The sequence below is a fragment of the Pseudotabrizicola sediminis genome (assembly GCF_004745575.1).
GTDB classification, from domain to species: domain Bacteria; phylum Pseudomonadota; class Alphaproteobacteria; order Rhodobacterales; family Rhodobacteraceae; genus Pseudotabrizicola; species Pseudotabrizicola sediminis.
Map to the genome: position 1 here is coordinate 148,681 of NZ_RPEM01000004.1, position 16,400 is coordinate 165,080.

The 16,400-nt window shown below is 62.5% G+C and carries 14 protein-coding genes; 1 reads left to right on the top strand and 13 read right to left on the bottom strand.

The annotated features are described in order from the left end of the window. Positions 1-5 precede the first annotated feature (5 nt). The 4 genes from araD1 to chvE all read right to left on the bottom strand — a co-directional run bounded on the left by araD1 (position 6) and on the right by chvE (position 4,854). On the bottom strand, positions 6-986 hold the full coding sequence (gene araD1 / locus EEB11_RS07580; RefSeq protein ID WP_135429891.1) for an AraD1 family protein: 981 nt from the start codon (positions 984-986) through the stop codon (positions 6-8). Positions 987-994: 8 nt separating this feature from the next. Next, positions 995-2,185, bottom strand: coding sequence for a multiple monosaccharide ABC transporter permease (gene mmsB / locus EEB11_RS07585; RefSeq protein ID WP_135429893.1), 1,191 nt, complete (start codon positions 2,183-2,185; stop codon positions 995-997). Further along, a complete protein-coding gene (gene mmsA, locus EEB11_RS07590) occupies positions 2,186-3,715 on the bottom strand; it encodes a multiple monosaccharide ABC transporter ATP-binding protein (protein WP_135430167.1) in 1,530 nt (509 codons plus the stop codon). A 71-nt stretch (positions 3,716-3,786) separates the two neighbouring features. After that, complete coding sequence (gene chvE / locus EEB11_RS07595) at positions 3,787-4,854, bottom strand: multiple monosaccharide ABC transporter substrate-binding protein (protein WP_135429895.1); 1,068 nt, start codon at positions 4,852-4,854, stop codon at positions 3,787-3,789. 172 nt (positions 4,855-5,026) lie between these two features. On the opposite strand from chvE, the gene EEB11_RS07600 reads away from it, so the two are divergent. Further along, entirely contained in the window at positions 5,027-5,959 is a 933-nt protein-coding gene (locus EEB11_RS07600; protein ID WP_135429897.1) for a LysR family transcriptional regulator, read from the top strand. On the opposite strand, the gene gnd is transcribed toward EEB11_RS07600, so the two are convergent. The 9 genes from gnd to EEB11_RS07645 form a co-directional block, all read right to left on the bottom strand. Next, positions 5,956-7,356 (bottom strand): NADP-dependent phosphogluconate dehydrogenase, encoded by a 1,401-nt coding sequence (gene gnd / locus EEB11_RS07605; protein WP_135429899.1) that lies wholly within the window; start codon positions 7,354-7,356, stop codon positions 5,956-5,958. The genes EEB11_RS07600 and gnd overlap by 4 nt on opposite strands. A 438-nt stretch (positions 7,357-7,794) precedes the next feature. Then, the gene (locus EEB11_RS07610) at positions 7,795-8,640 is read right to left on the bottom strand and encodes a fumarylacetoacetate hydrolase family protein (protein WP_135429901.1); all 846 of its coding nucleotides are present in this window, start codon (positions 8,638-8,640) and stop codon (positions 7,795-7,797) included. 11 nt (positions 8,641-8,651) lie between these two features. Beyond that, entirely contained in the window at positions 8,652-9,389 is a 738-nt protein-coding gene (locus tag EEB11_RS07615; RefSeq protein WP_135429903.1) for an SDR family oxidoreductase, read from the bottom strand. Positions 9,390-9,452: 63 nt separating this feature from the next. After that, positions 9,453-10,961 (bottom strand): UxaA family hydrolase, encoded by a 1,509-nt coding sequence (locus EEB11_RS07620; protein ID WP_245298810.1) that lies wholly within the window; start codon positions 10,959-10,961, stop codon positions 9,453-9,455. Between the two features lie 8 nt (positions 10,962-10,969). After that, positions 10,970-11,764 (bottom strand): L-fucose dehydrogenase, encoded by a 795-nt coding sequence (locus tag EEB11_RS07625; protein WP_135429907.1) that lies wholly within the window; start codon positions 11,762-11,764, stop codon positions 10,970-10,972. A gap of 71 nt (positions 11,765-11,835) precedes the next feature. Beyond that, positions 11,836-12,783 carry an ABC transporter substrate-binding protein gene (locus tag EEB11_RS07630; protein WP_135429909.1) on the bottom strand — a complete coding sequence of 316 codons (948 nt, stop codon included), beginning with the start codon at positions 12,781-12,783 and terminating at the stop codon, positions 11,836-11,838. A gap of 66 nt (positions 12,784-12,849) precedes the next feature. After that, the gene (locus EEB11_RS07635) at positions 12,850-13,848 is read right to left on the bottom strand and encodes an ABC transporter permease (protein ID WP_135429911.1); all 999 of its coding nucleotides are present in this window, start codon (positions 13,846-13,848) and stop codon (positions 12,850-12,852) included. After that, positions 13,845-15,374: a sugar ABC transporter ATP-binding protein gene (locus EEB11_RS07640; protein ID WP_245298811.1), complete on the bottom strand. Its 1,530-nt coding sequence runs from the start codon at positions 15,372-15,374 to the stop codon at positions 13,845-13,847. The genes EEB11_RS07635 and EEB11_RS07640 overlap by 4 nt, the downstream gene beginning before the upstream one ends. Further along, positions 15,371-16,399, bottom strand: a complete 1,029-nt coding sequence (locus EEB11_RS07645; protein ID WP_210134392.1) for a zinc-binding alcohol dehydrogenase family protein — start codon at positions 16,397-16,399, stop codon at positions 15,371-15,373. Before EEB11_RS07645 ends, EEB11_RS07640 begins: the two co-directional genes overlap by 4 nt. Position 16,400 lies beyond the last annotated feature (1 nt).

The window sequence follows — 16,400 nt, forward strand, 5'->3', positions numbered from 1 at the left end:
TATCCTCACAGGGCGTGGACCGTTGTCATCCCGGTATCGGGCGCAACGGCAAGCGGGTTGGTCAGCGGCAGACCGAAATCGGCCACTTCGATCTCGAACACATCGCCCGGCTCGGCCTTGATGCCGTCGGCAAACGAAAGGGTGGCGGTGCCGAACATATGCACGTGCAGATCGCCGGGCTGGCGGAACACGTCATACTTGAAATGGTGATGCTCCAGATTGGCAAAGCTGTGGGACATGTTCGCCTCGCCCGATAGGAACGGCTTTTCCCAGATCACCGCACCGGCGCGGCGGATCCGGCTGGTGCCGCGCACATCATGGGGCAGCTCGCCCACAAGAATCTCCGGGCCAATCGACGCCTGCCGCAGCTTGGAATGCGCCAGATACAGATAGTTGATCCGTTCCGTCACATGGTCGGAAAACTCGTTCGCCAGTGCCCAGCCCACCCGGCAGGGCGTGCCATCTGCCGCGATCACATAGATCCCCGCCAATTCGGGCTCTTCCCCGCCATCCAGCGCAAACCCGGGCGAGGTGAGCGGCGCACCGGGGGCCACCAGATGCACGCCGTTGCCCTTGTAGAACCATTCGGGCTGCACGCCCGCGCCAGAGGCAGGCTTTCCGCCCTCAACCCCCATGCGGAACATCTTCATCGAATCCGTCTCATCTGCCGTGGCCAGCTTGGCGTGCATTGCGTTGCGGGTGGATGCACTGCCCAGATGGGTCAGCCCGGTGCCGGTCAGGTGCAGATGCGCCGGATCGGGGTGGGTGATCGGGGACAGCATCCGCCCCTCCGCCGCCGCGCGCAACAGATCAACCGCCGGGCCAAGCCCATACCCGGCGACCACCGCCGCCAAAGACCGGCCGGCTTCCGCCGCCTCCAGTGCCAGCGCATAGGTGCTGACAGCCCCCTGAACGATGGCGGCCTCTGATCCCTCGCGGGCAACCACGGCGATGCCCGTTTCCGTTTTGATCTGCGACAACAGCATGGCAGTCCTCACTTGTTTTTATTGTAAACGTCGAAGATGACAGCAGCCAGCAATACTAGCCCCTTGATCACCTGCTGATAGTCAATGCCGATGCCCATGATCGACATGCCATTGTTCATCACGCCCATGATCAGCGCGCCGACCACAACGCCCACAATCTTGCCCGACCCGCCGGTCATCGACGCGCCCCCGATGAACACCGCGGCAATCACGTCCAGCTCGAACCCGGCCCCGGCCTTGGGGGTGGAGGAGTTCAACCGCGCGGCCACGATCATGCCCGCAAGCGCTGCCAGAACGCCCATGTTCACAAAGCAGAAGAACACCAGCCGTTCGGTCTTGATCCCAGACAGCTTGGCCGCCTTTTCGTTGCCACCCAGCGCATAGATCCGCCGCCCGCTGGTGGTCTGCTCGGTAAAGAACGCATAGATCACCGTCAGAACCGCCAGCACCATCACCACATTCGGCAGGCCCCGGAAGATCGCCAGCTTGTAGCCGACAAAGATCAGCGCGCCACAGACAATGGCATTGCGGATCCAGAACACCACGGCCGGTTCCGGCGTCACGCCAAAGCCCGCATCCTGCGCCCGTTTGCGCAGGCCCAGCCACACCACCAGACAGGCCGCCACCACCACGATCAGCAGCGCCGTGCCGTTCAGCCGCTCCATTCCGAGCAGCACCTGATCGGCATCGCCAAAGATGTCGGGAATGAACCCGGTGGACAGTGACTGGAAAGAGCGCGGGAACGGCCCGATGTTCTGGCCGTTCAGCAGCCACAGGGTGGACCCGCGAAACACCAGCATGCCTGCAAGCGTGACGATGAACGATGGGATTTTCCAATAGGCCACCCAGTAGCCTTGTGCAGCCCCGATCAGCCCGCCCACGATCAGGCAGGCCGGGATGACAGCAAACACCGGCCAGCCCAGGTTTACGGTCAGCACCGCCGCCACAGCGCCGGTAAAGCCCACGACCGACCCGATCGACAGGTCGATATGCCCGGCCACGATCACCAGAAGCATCCCCAGCGCCATGATGATGACGTAAGAGTTCTGCAAGAACAGGTTGGTGATGTTCTGCGCCGACAGGAAATCCACGTCGATGCTGGCGCGCACGATCACGGTGAAGAAGAACACGATGGCGACCAGCGCCATGATCATCCCGTATTCGCGCAGATGACTGCTCAGATAAGTCTTTTCCGACATTTACGCCGCCTTCCCGACAGAATTCAGTATCATGGCCATGATGCGTTCCTGACTGGCCTCAGCACGGGAAAGCTCCCCAACGATCCGGCCTTCGTTCATCACATAGATGCGGTCGCACATGCCCAGCAGCTCGGGCATTTCCGAGCTGATCATCACGATCCCCCGGCCATCGGCAGCCAACTGGTTCATGATGTTGTAAATCTCGAACTTCGCGCCCACGTCGATGCCGCGCGTCGGTTCGTCAAGGATCAGAACCTGCGGATCGGTGAATAGCCATTTCGACAGCACCACCTTTTGCTGGTTGCCGCCAGACAGGTTGACCACCTTTTGCTGCACGTTCGGGGTGCGGATGTTCATGGCACGGCGATAGTCTTCGGCCACCTGCGCCTCGCGCCGCTGGTTCAGCACACCACGACGGGCGATCCCGGCAAGGTTGGCAAGGCTGATGTTGCGCAAAATGGGTTCGTCCAGGATCAGGCCCAGCGCCTTGCGGTCCTCGGTGACATAAGCCAGCCCCGCCGCAACCGCCTTTGTCACGGTCGATGTATCCACAGGCTTGCCGCCCATTGCGATCTCGCCGCTGATGTTGCGGCCATAGCTGTGACCAAACAGGCTCATCGCCAATTCGGTGCGCCCGGCCCCCATCAGCCCGGCAATGCCCACAATCTCGCCCTTGCGCACGGTTAACGCGGCATTGCGGATCGTCTGGCGGTCTTTCTGGTCGGGGTGGAACACGTTCCAATCCTTGACCTCCATCAGCACCTCGCCAGGGTTCGGCGTGCGGTCTGGGTAACGGTGCGCCATGTCGCGGCCCACCATGTCGCGGATGATGCGGTCCTCGGAGATGTCGGCGCGGTTCAGCGTCGATACCGTGCTGCCGTCGCGGATGATGGTGATGCGGTCCGCGACCCGGCCGATTTCGTTCAACTTGTGGCTGATGATGATCTGCGTGACGCCCTGCGCCTTCAGCTCCAGCATCAGGTCCAGCAGCTTCTGGCTGTCATTTTCCTGCAAGGCGGCGGTGGGTTCGTCCAAAATCAGCAGCCGCACATCCTTGGCCAGCGCCTTGGCAATCTCGATCAGTTGCTGCTTGCCCACACCCAGCTTGCCCACAATCGTGGTGGGGGCCTCGTTCAGGCCCACCTTTTGCAGCAGCGCACTGGTTTTCTGAAATGCCAGCGGCCAGTTGATCACACCTGCCTTCGCCACCTCATTGCCCAGAAACAGGTTCTCGGCAATCGACAGGAGTGGCACCAGTGCCAGTTCCTGATGGATAATGATGATACCCTTGGCCTCAGAATCCGTGATGGACTTCATCGCCAGCGTCTCACCGTCATAGACGATATCGCCTTCATAGCTGCCATGCGGGTACACCCCTGACAGCACTTTCATCAGCGTGGATTTGCCCGCACCATTCTCACCACAGATCGCATGGATCTCACCGGCCTCGACCGACAGGTTCACGTGGTCAAGCGCGCGCACGCCGGGGAACAGCTTGCTGATCCCGCGCATTTCCAGAAGCGTCGTCATCATTCCTCCCAAGGAAACCGGGCCTGCCTGCCGGGAGCATTGGCAGACAGGCCCGGACTGGTCGCGTGGTCTTACTTGATCTGGTCAGCGGTGTAATAGCCCGAACCGACAAGGATTTCCTCATAGTTCGACGCATCCACCGAAACCGGCTCCAGCAGGTAGGACGGGATGACTTTCACACCGTTGTCATAGGTTTCGGTGTCGTTGATTTCCGGCTCCGACCCGGTCAGCAGCGCCTCGACCATACCCACGGTCACGCGGGCCAGTTCGCGGGTGTCCTTGAACACGGTCGAATACTGCTCGCCGGCGATCATCGACTTCACGCTTGGCACTTCCGCATCCTGCCCGGACACGATCGGCATCGGCAAGTCGCCCGAGCCATAGCCTACGCCCTTGAGCGACGACAAGATGCCGATCGACAGCCCGTCATACGGCGACAAAGCGCCGTGCAGAACCTTGTCGCCATAATTGGCCGACAGCAGGTTATCCATGCGCGACTGCGCCACGGCCCCGTCCCAACGCAGCGTGCCGACCACATCCATGCCCATCTGACCCGATGGCACAACGATATCGCCGGAATCGATCAGCGGCTGCAGCACCGACATCGCGCCGTTGTAGAAGAAGAACGCGTTGTTGTCGTCGGGCGACCCGCCGAACAGTTCCACATTGTGCGGCTTGGCATCGGGGAAGCGCTCGTTCAACCCTTTGACAAGGCTTTCCGCTTGCTGCACGCCGACCTTGAAGTTGTCAAACGTCGCGTAATAGCTGACATCACCGCTTTCGCGGATCAGTCGGTCATAGGCGATGACCTTGATGCCTGATGCGGCGGCGTTTTCCAGCGCGTTCGACAACGTAGTGCCATCAATCGCCGCGATCACCAGAACGTTCACACCCTTGGTGATCATGTTCTCGATCTGCGCCAGCTGGTTCGGGATGTCATCTTCGGCATATTGCAGATCGGTGGCGTAGCCTGCTTCGGTGAACTGCTTCACCATCGACTCGCCGTCCGAGATCCAGCGGGCCGAGGATTTGGTCGGCATCGCGATGCCAACGGTGCCCTTGTCCTGCGCGAAGGCTGGGCTTCCCAGCAGCGTGGCGGCGACCGCCAGTTTCAGAATCGCACGTTTTGTGAATTGCATATCTTTCTCCTCCCAAATGCCGTGAAACACGGCAATGTCGCGGCGGTTTGTCCGTTCCAGTGCGTTTTGCGCACATGGACCGCGATCAGGCGGCACATTGACCGAGCCATACATCTGCGTCAAATGAGATTACCTGAAGTATATACTTCATATCTGATATGGATACACGCCCGTGACCCTGCCCCTGCATCATCTGAAAATGACCCATCTGCGCCTGCTTGCCCATCTGGCCGACACCCGCCGGATCACGTCTGCCGCCGAGCTGACCGGCGTGTCGCAACCCACCGCCTCAAGGCTGATCGTCGAGATCGAGGATATCCTGGGCCAACCCATCCACGAACGGTCTGGCCGGGGCATCGCCCTGACTGTAGTGGGCACGGCACTGGCCACCCGCGCCCGCCGCATCCTGACCGAGCTGCAAGAGGCCACCACCGAAATTTCGGGCCTCGCCTCGGGCGATTCCGGTCATCTGCAGCTCGGCTCGGTCACCGCCCCGGCGCTGTCGCTGATGCTGCCCGCGCTGCGCACCCTGCGCCTAACCCATCCCAACATCACCGCTGATGTCAGCGTCGCCCCCTCTGCGCTGTTGTGTCAGGAGTTGCGCGCAGGAAGGCTGGATCTGGTGCTGGGTCGCCCGACCGACCCCCAAGACGCCGAGGATTTCGCCATCCAACCCTTGGGCACTGAACCGGTGGCCCTGCTGGTGCGGCAGGATCATCCGCTGGCTGGGCCGAACCCCGTCGCCCTGCCCGATCTGATGCGCTTTGACTGGGTGATGCCAGCCGCCCCCTCACCGCTGGGCCGCGCCATGATCTGCGCCTTTGCGCAGCACGACCTGCCGCCGCCCCGGCAAAGCCTGACTACGGCGTCCTTCCTGCTGACCCTGACGATGGTGCGCCAGACCAACGCGATCGCACCCTTGGCCCGCGCCGTCACCGATGTATTCTGCACCCCCGGCAGCGGCTATGTCACGCTGGACTCGGCCTTGCAGATCAATGTCGGCTCCTACGGGCTGATGACGCGCAAGGGGCAGGCGGTCCCGCCCGCCCTCAGCCGCCTGATCGACCAGATCACCCGGCAGGGTCAGCTGAACCCCGGGGCTTAGGCCCCGTTCCCCCATGGCCCATGCCGCAGATCCTTGCCATCCAGCCGGCCAAAGCCATGCGCGCCAAAGAAGTCGCGCTGACCTTGGATCATGTTGGCGGTGCCCCGCGCTTGCCGCATCAGATCAAACCACGCCAGCCCCGCCGACAGCGCGGGCAAGGGCAGGCCCTGCAACGCCCCCGCTGCCACCACCCGGCGCAGCGCGGGCAGGCTGCCCTCCAGCAGCCCCGCAAAGAACGGTGCCAAAATCAGGTTGCGCGCAGGATCTTCGGCCAAGGCCTGAGCCATATCGTTCAGCATCGATGACCGGATGATGCAGCCCGCCCGCCAGACCCGCGCAATCGCGGGCAAGTCCAGCGCCCAATCAAAGTCGCGCGCCGCCGACGTCATCATCGAAAAGCCCTGCGCATAGCACAAGATTTTGCCAGCGATCATCGCGGCTTCCAGATCATCCAGCGAGACATCCACCGGGCCGCCCGCCTGACCAAACCGCGCCTCGCCCGCGACCCGCTCGTCGCGTCGGGCCGAGACGTTGCGCGCCATCACCGCCGCCTCGATCACCGGCACAGGGGCGGCCAAATGCTGCGCCTCCACCGCCGTCCAGCGCCCGGTGCCCTTTTGCCCCGCCGCATCCACGATCATGTCCAGCATCGGCCCGCCGTCCAGCGGGTCGGTGGCTGCCGCCACCTTGCCGGAAATCTCGATCAGATAGGATTGCAGCACGCCCTCGTTCCAGCGCGCAAACACCGGCGCAATGTCCGGGGCCTCCATCGCTAACCCGTCGCGCATCATGCCGTAAACCTCGGAGATCATCTGCATATCGGCATATTCAATGCCGTTGTGCACCGTCTTGACGAAATGCCCTGCGCCGGACGGCCCCATGTGATCGGCACAGGGGGTGCCATCCTCGGCCCGAGCCGCGATGGCCTGCAACAGGTCTTGCATCTGGCTCCAGGCCGCCTGCGACCCGCCCGCCATGATCGCCGGGCCGTTCCGCGCGCCCTCCTCGCCACCCGATACCCCGATGCCCATGAACCGGAACGGCAGTTCCTCCGCATCCCGCCGGTCGGTGTCGCGAAAATTGGCATTACCCGCATCAATCACCAGATCCTCCGGCCCCAGTAGCGCGGTCAGGGAGGCCAGCTGATCATCCACCGCCTGCCCCGCCGGCACCATCAGAATGATGGCACGCGGCGGCACAATCGCCTGCACCAGCGTCTCCAGTGTATCGGCCGGGGTAATCCGCGCTGCCAGTTCGCCCGCCCCGTCGTAAAAGGCCTGCGTGACAGATCCGGTCCGGTTCCACACGGCAATCGGAAACCCCTTCTCGGCAATGTTCAGCGCCAGCGCCGCGCCCATCGTGCCAAGGCCGATCAGGCCGGTATGAGTCTGTGTCATGGCTGTCGCAGTCCTTTGCAGTTCAGATAATCATCCAGTGTGCCGGGGGCAGCGGGACTGCACACAATGGCGTCCCGGCCCCTCGTCCTGCCGCCTAGCGCTACCCCCACGCCCCTGACGCGTCAAACCGAAACACCGCCCCGCTCTTCCCCGGCCATGGGACAAAGCCCCCCATGCCAGACTCCTCAAGGCAATTGCCCACACACTGCCCCAAGCCCATTTTCAGTCCAAAAATATCCCGGGGGAGTGGCGAAGCGACGGGGGGGCTGGCCCCCTGCTTGATCCGCCACAGACGTACCCATCTGCCGGAAGTGGTTAAAGCCACTTTAAGAAGACAGGCCTAACCTTTGATATAGAAGGATATCACTATCCGTAACACAGGGGCAAGCCACAGCCAAAACCGGACCCTCTCAGATCCGGCTCCTGCGCCAACCGCCCTCAGGCGTCAGCTATCACATCCTGCCGCTGCTGGCCCAGGCCCTCGATGCCCAGTTCCACCACATCGCCCGGCTTCAGATAGCGCGGTGGCTTCATCCCCATCCCCACGCCCGGCGGGGTGCCGGTCGAGATAACGTCGCCCGGATGCAGGGTCATGAACTGCGACAGATAGCTGATCACATGCGCCACCCCGTAGACCATGGTCCGGGTCGCGCCGTTCTGCATGGTCTGGCCGTTGACCTTCAGCCACATCGCAAGGTTCTGCGGGTCTTCCACCTCATCGCGCGTCACCAGCCAGGGGCCCAGTTGTCCAAAGTTGTCGCAGCTTTTGCCCTTGGTCCACTGCCCGGCCCGCTCGGTCTGAAACGCTCGCTCGCTGACATCATTGGTCACGGCATAGCCCGCGACATGTTTCAGCGCGTCGGCTTCAGACGCATACTTCGCGCGCGTCCCGATGATCACACCCAGTTCCACCTCCCAGTCGGTTTTCTCCGAGGTGCGAGGGATGATGATGGGGTCGTTCGGGCCGACGATGGCGCTGGTGGCCTTCATGAAGATCACCGGCTCGGGCGGCACTGCGAGGCCGGATTCGGCGGCATGATCGGCGTAGTTCAGCCCGATGCAGATGAATTTACCGGTGCCCGCCACGCAGGGGCCAAGGCGGGTGTCCGCCGCCACGACCGGCAGGCTGGCCACATCGGCATCGCGCAGGGCCGATAGGCCGGCATCGGACAGCACATCGCCCGCGATGTCGGGCACGATGCCGGTCAGGTCGCGGATGGTGCCGTCCGTATGCAGCAGACCGGGGCGTTCAGCGCCCGCAGCGCCATGACGGAGGAGTTTCATATCAGATCCTTTCAGGTATTCGACCAGCCACCGTCAATGACGTTGGCGGTTCCGGTAACGAAAGCAGATTCGTCGGATGCAAGGAAGACGACAAGCCCTGCAATATCTTCGGCTTGCGCTAGCTTGCCCGTCGGCTGGCGGGCCAGAAACGCCTTGCGCGCGGCCTCATAATCGCCGGATGCCGCCATCCGCTCTTGCAAGGATGGGGTATCCACGGTGCCGGGGCAGACCGCGTTGCAGCGGATGCCCTTGGTGATGAAATCGGCGGCGATGCTTTTGGTCAGCCCGATCACGGCGGCCTTTGTGCTGGAATAGACAAAGCGGTTGGGCACGGCGATGACCGATGATGCGACCGAGGCCATGTTGATGATCGACCCGGCCCCGCCCTCGATCATGGCGGGCAGAAACGCCCGGCACATGCGGTAGGCGGCGGTGACGTTCAGATCAAAGCTGAACGCCCATTGATCCTCGTCACACTCCAGAATGCTGCCGTTGGCGACAAAGCCCGCACAGTTGAACAGCACGTCCACGCGGCCCAAATCGGCTGCAAGCGCGGTGATTGCAGCGGGATCGCGCACGTTCAGCACGCAGGTTTCAACGCCCTGTGCGGCGAGGTCCGCCAATGCCGCCTCGTTGATATCGGTCGCAATAACCCGTGCCCCTTCACGCGCCATTGCAAGCGCAGAGGCGCGGCCGATGCCCTGCCCCGCCGCGGTGACAAGTGCGGTTTTTCCGTTCAGCCGTCCCATGAAACTTCCTGTCTTCTGCCGGTCATGTCTTCGCGTTGCCGCGCCAATCTGCTTCCAACGGTGTTACATCACGGCCCCGATCTGCCAAGGCACGAATTCCGCGCCGCCAAAGCCCAGGGCCTCGGATTTGGTGACCTCGCCGCTGGCGACCCGGATGAACTGCTCGAACATTTCGCGCCCTTTGTCCGCAAGCGACACCCCGCCGTCAATGATATCGCCGGTGTTCAGGTCCATATCTTCTTCCATGTGGCGGAACATTTCGGAGTTGGTGGCGACCTTGATGCAAGGCACGGGCTTGTAGCCCGAAACCGACCCGCGTCCGGTGGTGAAGACGATCAGGTTTGCCCCTGATGCGATCTGCCCGGTGACGGAACAGGGGTCATAGCCGGGGCTGTCCATGAAGACGAAGCCCTTTTTGGTGATCGGTTCGGCGAAAAGATACACGTCTTCCATCGGTGCTGTGCCGCCCTTTGCAACCGCGCCAAGGGACTTTTCCAGAATGGTGGTCAACCCGCCGCGTTTGTTGCCGGGGCTGGGGTTGTTGTTCATCTCGCCCTTGTTGCGGGCCGTGTAATCTTCCCACCAGCGGATGCGTTCGATCAACTTCTCACCAACCTCGACGCTGACGGCGCGGCGGGTGAGCAGGTGTTCTGCCCCGTAGATCTCGGACGTTTCCGACAGGATGGTGGTGCCGCCATGCTGCACCAGCAGGTCTGATGCCACGCCAAGCGCCGGATTGGCGGTGATGCCGGAATAGCCATCCGATCCGCCGCATTGCATGCCGATCACCAGTTCCGATACCGGAATCGGCTCGCGGGTATAGGCGTTGGCAATGTCGGCCATTTCGCGCAGCGCCTCGACCCCACGCTCCACCGTCTTGCGGGTGCCGCCGACCTGCTGGATAGTCATGTGACGGAAATTGTTGTCGGCGCGCATCCGGCCCCGGCCCACCAGATCGGGGATCTGGAGCACTTCACAACCCAGACCCACCAGAAGGATACCGCCAAAGTTGGGGTTCTGAGCATAGCCCTGCAGCGTGCGCATCAGGGTGGCGTAACCCTCGTCCGAGCCGGACATGCCGCAGCCGGAGGCATGGGCAATGGGCACAATGCCATCAACATTGCCAAGCAACTTGAACCAGTCGGACTTTTCCGCCTCTTCCGCGATAAAGCGAGCGACTGAACCGGAGCAGTTTACGGAGGTCAGCACACCAAGGTAGTTGCGGGTACCTGCCTTGCCGTCGGGGCGGCGGAAGCCCAAGAAGGTGCGGTCTTCATTTGCGGCAGGCAAGGCCCGCGCCTCGGCGGCAAAGGCGTAGTCCTGCGCGTGGTCAGACATGGCGATGTTGTGCACATGCACATGCGCGCCTGCGGGGATGGCTTGCGTGGCCGCTCCGATGATCTGACCGTAGCGGCGGATGTTTTCGCCCATGCTGATCGCACGATTCGCGAGCTTGTGGCCACGCGCGACAGGTGTGGTGATCGTCACACCAAGCGCTTCCGCCCCCGGAGCCAGATCGGTCAGGGCAATATCGACATTGTCATCGGAGTTCAGGCGGATGCTGATGGGCAATTTGGGCCTCAGGTCGTTGGGGCAAGGGTGGAAAGCGCGCGGTCGAGGTGGGTATAGCCGCCATCGACAAACAGCCATTGCCCGGTGGTATGGGCGGCCCGTTCCGACAGGGCAAATACGGTGGTGGCGGCCATTTCGGTATCCAAAGTCATGCGCTGACCCAGAGGGATGCGGGCAGTGATTTCGGCCAGCTGCGCCTCGGGGTCATCCATCGTGTCCAGCCAGCGCCGGTAGAGCGGGGTCATCACCTCGGCCGGGATCACGGCATTGACGCGGACGCCGTCACCGGCAAGGGCGGCGGCCCATTCGCGGGTCAGCCCCAGTTGTGCGGCCTTGGCTGCGACATAGGCAGAGGTGCCGCCCTGCCCGGTGACGGCAGTTTTTGAACTGATGTTCACAATCGCGCCCTTGGATGCTTTGAGATCGTCCATCAGCAGGTGAACAAGCGTATAATAGTGAATCAGGTTCTGGTTGAGCGAGGCGCGAAACGCCTCTGGCCCGGCATCGAGGCCAACACCATCATTTGCCCCGGCGTTGTTGACCAGACCATAGACCCGGCCCCAATGCTCATGGGTTTGCTCCACAGCGCGGCGGCACGCGTCATCTTGCGACAGATCCGCCTTGATCCAGCCGGCCCTGGGAGATTTCGCCATCAGGGCATCCAGAAAGCTGTCCTCAGGCGCGCGGCGGGCATAGATCACGGGGATTGCCCCTTCTTCTGCCAGCGTCATGCTGATCGCGGCCCCAATGCCGGACCCACCCCCGGTGACCACCACGATCTTGTCTTTCAGGCCGAGATCCATCTTGTCTTCCTTAACATGTCTGGGTGGCCCCATCTGATGCGGAGCCACCCGGATTTCCCCTTGTACAGGGATCAGTCGTACAGAACGGCGGCGATTTCCGGCGCATCCATGTTGGTGGCATCATACCATGCAAAGCCGGAGTCGATGGTGGTTGGCAGGGTTTCGCCCTTGGTCGCGGCAATGGCGGCCTTGACCGTTTCATAGCCCATGCCGACCGGGCTTTGGGTGATCGCGCCAGCCATCAGACCCTCTTTGATCGCGGCCTTCTGTGCGGCCCCCGAGTCGTAGCCGATCACGACCAGCCCTTGGGTGTTGGTTTCCCGCACCGCGTTGATCACCCCCAACGCCGAGCCTTCGTTCGCACCGAACACGCCCTTCATATCCGGATGCGCAGTCAGCATCGCCTTGGTGATCTCGGTCGACATCAGCTGATCACCGCCGCCATACTGGATATCGACAATCTCGATATCCGGATAGGCCTCGGCCATGCGGTTCACAAAGCCGTCGCGGCGGTCAATCCCGGTGCGCGAGGTCTGGTCGTGAACGACCAGCGCCACCTTGCCGGCACCACCAATCAGTTCGGCCATCTTGTCGGCAGCCAGTGCGGCGGCGGCAAGGTTGTTGGTGGTGACGGTCGTGGCCGGAATGTCGCTGTCGACGCCGGAGTCGAAGGCGATGACCGGAATACCCGCCTCTTGTGCCTGACGCAGCAGCGGGGTGGCGGCCTGGCTGTCCAGCGCGGCAAAGCCAAGTGCGGCAGGCTTTTTGGCCAGTGCGGCCGACAGCATATCCATCTGCTTGTCGACCTGGGCTTCGGTGTCCGGGCCTTCAAACGTGACCTCAACGCCGAATTCGGCGGCAGCCTGATCGGCCCCCGCCTTCACGGCCTGCCAGAACTGGTGCTGGAAGCCTTTGGAGACGAGCGGTATGTAGATCTTGTCCTGCGCCGAGGCGAGGCTGGCAGACAGCATCAGCGCGGTGGCGGATGCGGCGGCAAGCAGGGTGCGTCTGGTGAACATCGGGTATCCTCCCATGGTGTCGATGTTGATACATGCGGGGCGTTCGTCGCCCGTCGGTTGGTTCGGTCAGCTGGCCGCGCGACGGCGGCGCAGCATATCGGCATAGACGGCAGCGATGATGATGCCGCCGGTCACGACGGTTTGCCATTCTTGCGCCACCGACATGACGCGCAATCCGTTCAGCAGCACCGCCATGATCAGCGCACCGATCATGGTACCCAGGATCGACCCGCGCCCGCCCGCAAGCGATGTGCCCCCGATGACCACGGCGGCGATGGCGTCAAGCTCATACCCAAGCCCCAGCGCAGGTTGCGCGGAGTTCAATCGCGAAGCGATGATCAGCCCGGCAATCCCGCAGATGCTGCCCGCAAGCGCGTAGATCGCGATTTTCCACGCATCGGTGTTGACCCCGGACAGGCGCACCGCCTCTTCGTTCGAGCCAAGCGCAAAGCAGTAGCGGCCCAGCACGGTGCGGTTCAGGACATAGCCGATGACCAGCGCCAACACGAACAGGATCAGCACGCCGTTTGGCACCGGTACGGATGGGATGATCCGGCCAATCAACGATCCGGTGGAGATTTCGGAAAATCCCGGCGTGTCGTTGAAATAGATCGGCTTGGTGCCCGAGATGATCAGCGACAGCCCCTTCAGGATCAACATCATGCCAAGGGTGGCGATGAAGGGCGGGATCTTCATCTTGGCGACCAGCGTGCCGGAAATGGTGCCGCAGACCGCACCAGCCGCGATCGCGCCCAGAACACCAAGCGGTAGCGGCATGCCTGCATTGGTCAGGATCACACCCGCCATGACGGCGCAGAATGTCATCAGCGTACCGACTGACAAGTCAATGCCACCGGTGATGATCACCAGCGTGGCCGCAATCGCCAGAACTCCGTTGACCGATGTGGCCTGCAGAATGGCCAGCATGTTCGATGTTTGCAGGAAGTTCGGCGACGCCACCGAGAAGAACACCAGAAGTGCTATCAGGCTGGCAAAGGCCAGCAACTTTTGTTGTGCGCCGGAGGCGGGTTTGCGGGCCGGGGTGGCTGCGGGTAGGGTGGTCATGCAAGGGCCTCCTCAGGCGCGCCGTGTTTCTGGGTGGCAAGGCGCATGATGTCTTCCTGACGGGTGCCGGGGCCGCCGGGCAGGATACCGGTCAAGCGGCCTTCACACATCACGGCGATCCGGTGGGACAGGCGCAGCACCTCGGGCAGTTCGGAACTGATGACGATGATGGCCTTGCCGTCAGCCGCCAGTGCCTGCATCAGGCGGTAGATTTCCGCCTTTGCGCCGACGTCGATGCCTCGGGTGGGTTCATCAAAGATCAGGATGTCACAATTGCGCAAAAGCCATTTGGCGATGACGATCTTTTGCTGATTGCCGCCGGACAGCAGCCGAACCTCCTGCCGGTCGGACGGGGTGCGTATGGCCAGTTGTGCAATGTAATCTTGCGCGGTTTTCTGCAATGCCGCCTCATCCAGCACACCCATGGCGTTGGAAAAGCGGGCAAGGCTGGTCATGCCGACATTGGCACGCACATCAAGGCCAAGGGCAAGGCCGAAGTGTTTGCGATCTTCGGACAGATAACCGATGCCTGCGGCGACGGCATCTTGCGGGCTGCGGATGGTGGCGGGTTTGCCGTGCACGATGATCTCGCCGCTGTCGCGCGGGTCGGCACCAAAGATGGCGCGGGCGACTTCGGTGCGCCCGGCCCCCATCAACCCGGCAAAGCCAAGGATCTCGCCCTGTTTTACGCTGAACCCCACATCGCGGATGATCCGGCCCCGGTTCAGCCCCCGCACCTCCAGCGCCACTGGCGCAGAGGTCAGGTCGGGAATGTCGACATGCACGCTTTCAAGCGCGCGCCCGACCATCATGCTGATGATTGTCTCGATCGGCGTATCGGCAGCGCTGACGGTGCCGACATAGGCCCCGTCACGCATGATGGTGACACGGTCTGAAATACGGCGGATCTCGTCCATCTTGTGGCTGATGTAGACAATGCCGACGCCTTCGGCCTTCAACCCGCGGATGATGGCGAACAGCTCATTTGTCTCGGCATCGTTCAGGGCGGCGGTGGGCTCATCCATGATTAGGATGCGGGACCGGAAGGACAGCGCCTTGGCGATTTCTACCATCTGCTGACGGGCGACCGACAGGGTACGCACCTCCGCGCGTGGGTCGATGCGCACCTTCATCTGGGCAAAGATGGTTTGCGCATCCGCGTTCAGCTTCGCCTCGTCGAGGCGGCCAAAGCTGCGGCGGGGTTCGCGGCCGATGAAGATGTTCTGCGCCACGGTCAGGTCGTTCATCAGGGCCAGTTCCTGATGGATGATGCCGATGCCAAGCGCCTGTGCCGCGCGAGGGCCGTTGATGGTGGCGGGTTCGCCCGACACCTCGACCGTGCCGCCATCGGGCTGGTAGATGCCTGACAACACCTTCATCAGCGTCGATTTCCCCGCGCCGTTTTCACCCATCAGGGCATGCACTTCGCCGGGGTGAAGGTCGAATTGTGCTGAGCGCAGCGCGTGCACCCCAGGGAAATGCTTGTCGATGCCGGTCATGCGGACAAGGGTTGCGGCTGGCGTCACGTCTGGCCCCCGATTTGCACGACAACCTTGATCAGCGCCTCACGGTTGGCGACAAGCGCAGGAAAACGCGCGGGCAGATCGGCCAGCGGCAGGGTTTCCGAGATGATGCGGGCGACGTCGATGGTGCCGTCGCTCAGTGCCTGCATGACGGTGGCGAAATCCGTCGCTGTGGCGTTGCGGCTGCCCATCAGGGTCATCTCGCGCTTGTGGAATTCGGGGTCGGAAAAGGTGATGTCATCCTTGACCACAGACACCAACACATACTTTCCGCCATGCGCGACATGAGCAAAGCCACCCTCAATGGCGCGCGCGTTGCCGGTGGCATCGAACACCACGTCAAAGCCGCCCTGCGGCAATGGGTCGGTGACACCATACAAATGCACAAAACCGAACCCTGCTGCCGCGTTCAGGCGGGCAGAACTGGCATCGCGCAGGTGCACAGTGGCCCCGCGCGCCTTGGCAAACAGCGCCACGCCAAGTCCGATGGGCCCCGCACCCGTGACAAGCACGGTATCGCCGGTTTGCGGCGCTGCGCGGCGGACGGCATGCGCGCCGATGGCCAGAAACTCGGTCAGCACCGCAGCACCCTTCGGCAGGCTTGATGCGTCGTAAAGGTTGCCCGAAGGTACCGCAATCCGCGCGCACATGCCGCCGTCGCGGTGCACCCCAAGAACAGCAATATCGGTGCAGCAATTGGGCTTACCCTTGCGACACGCGATGCAAGTACCGCAGGACAGGTAGGGGTTGATCACGACCGGCAGACCTTTTGGCCAATCGCCTGTTGCTGTGGCGACATGACCCGAGAGTTCATGGCCGATTACGCGTGGGTAATCCAGAAAAGGATGCTTGCCTTCAAAGATATGGAAATCCGTGCCACACAGACCAACCGCGTCGATATCAACAAGCACCCAACCATCAGGCGCTGCTTGCGGAAGCGGGCGTTCGGCCAGCATGAACTGTCCAGGTTTCGCGCAGGTGCCGCAAAGCATGGTCAGACCGACCGCACCATCCCCCGCAGCATCCATT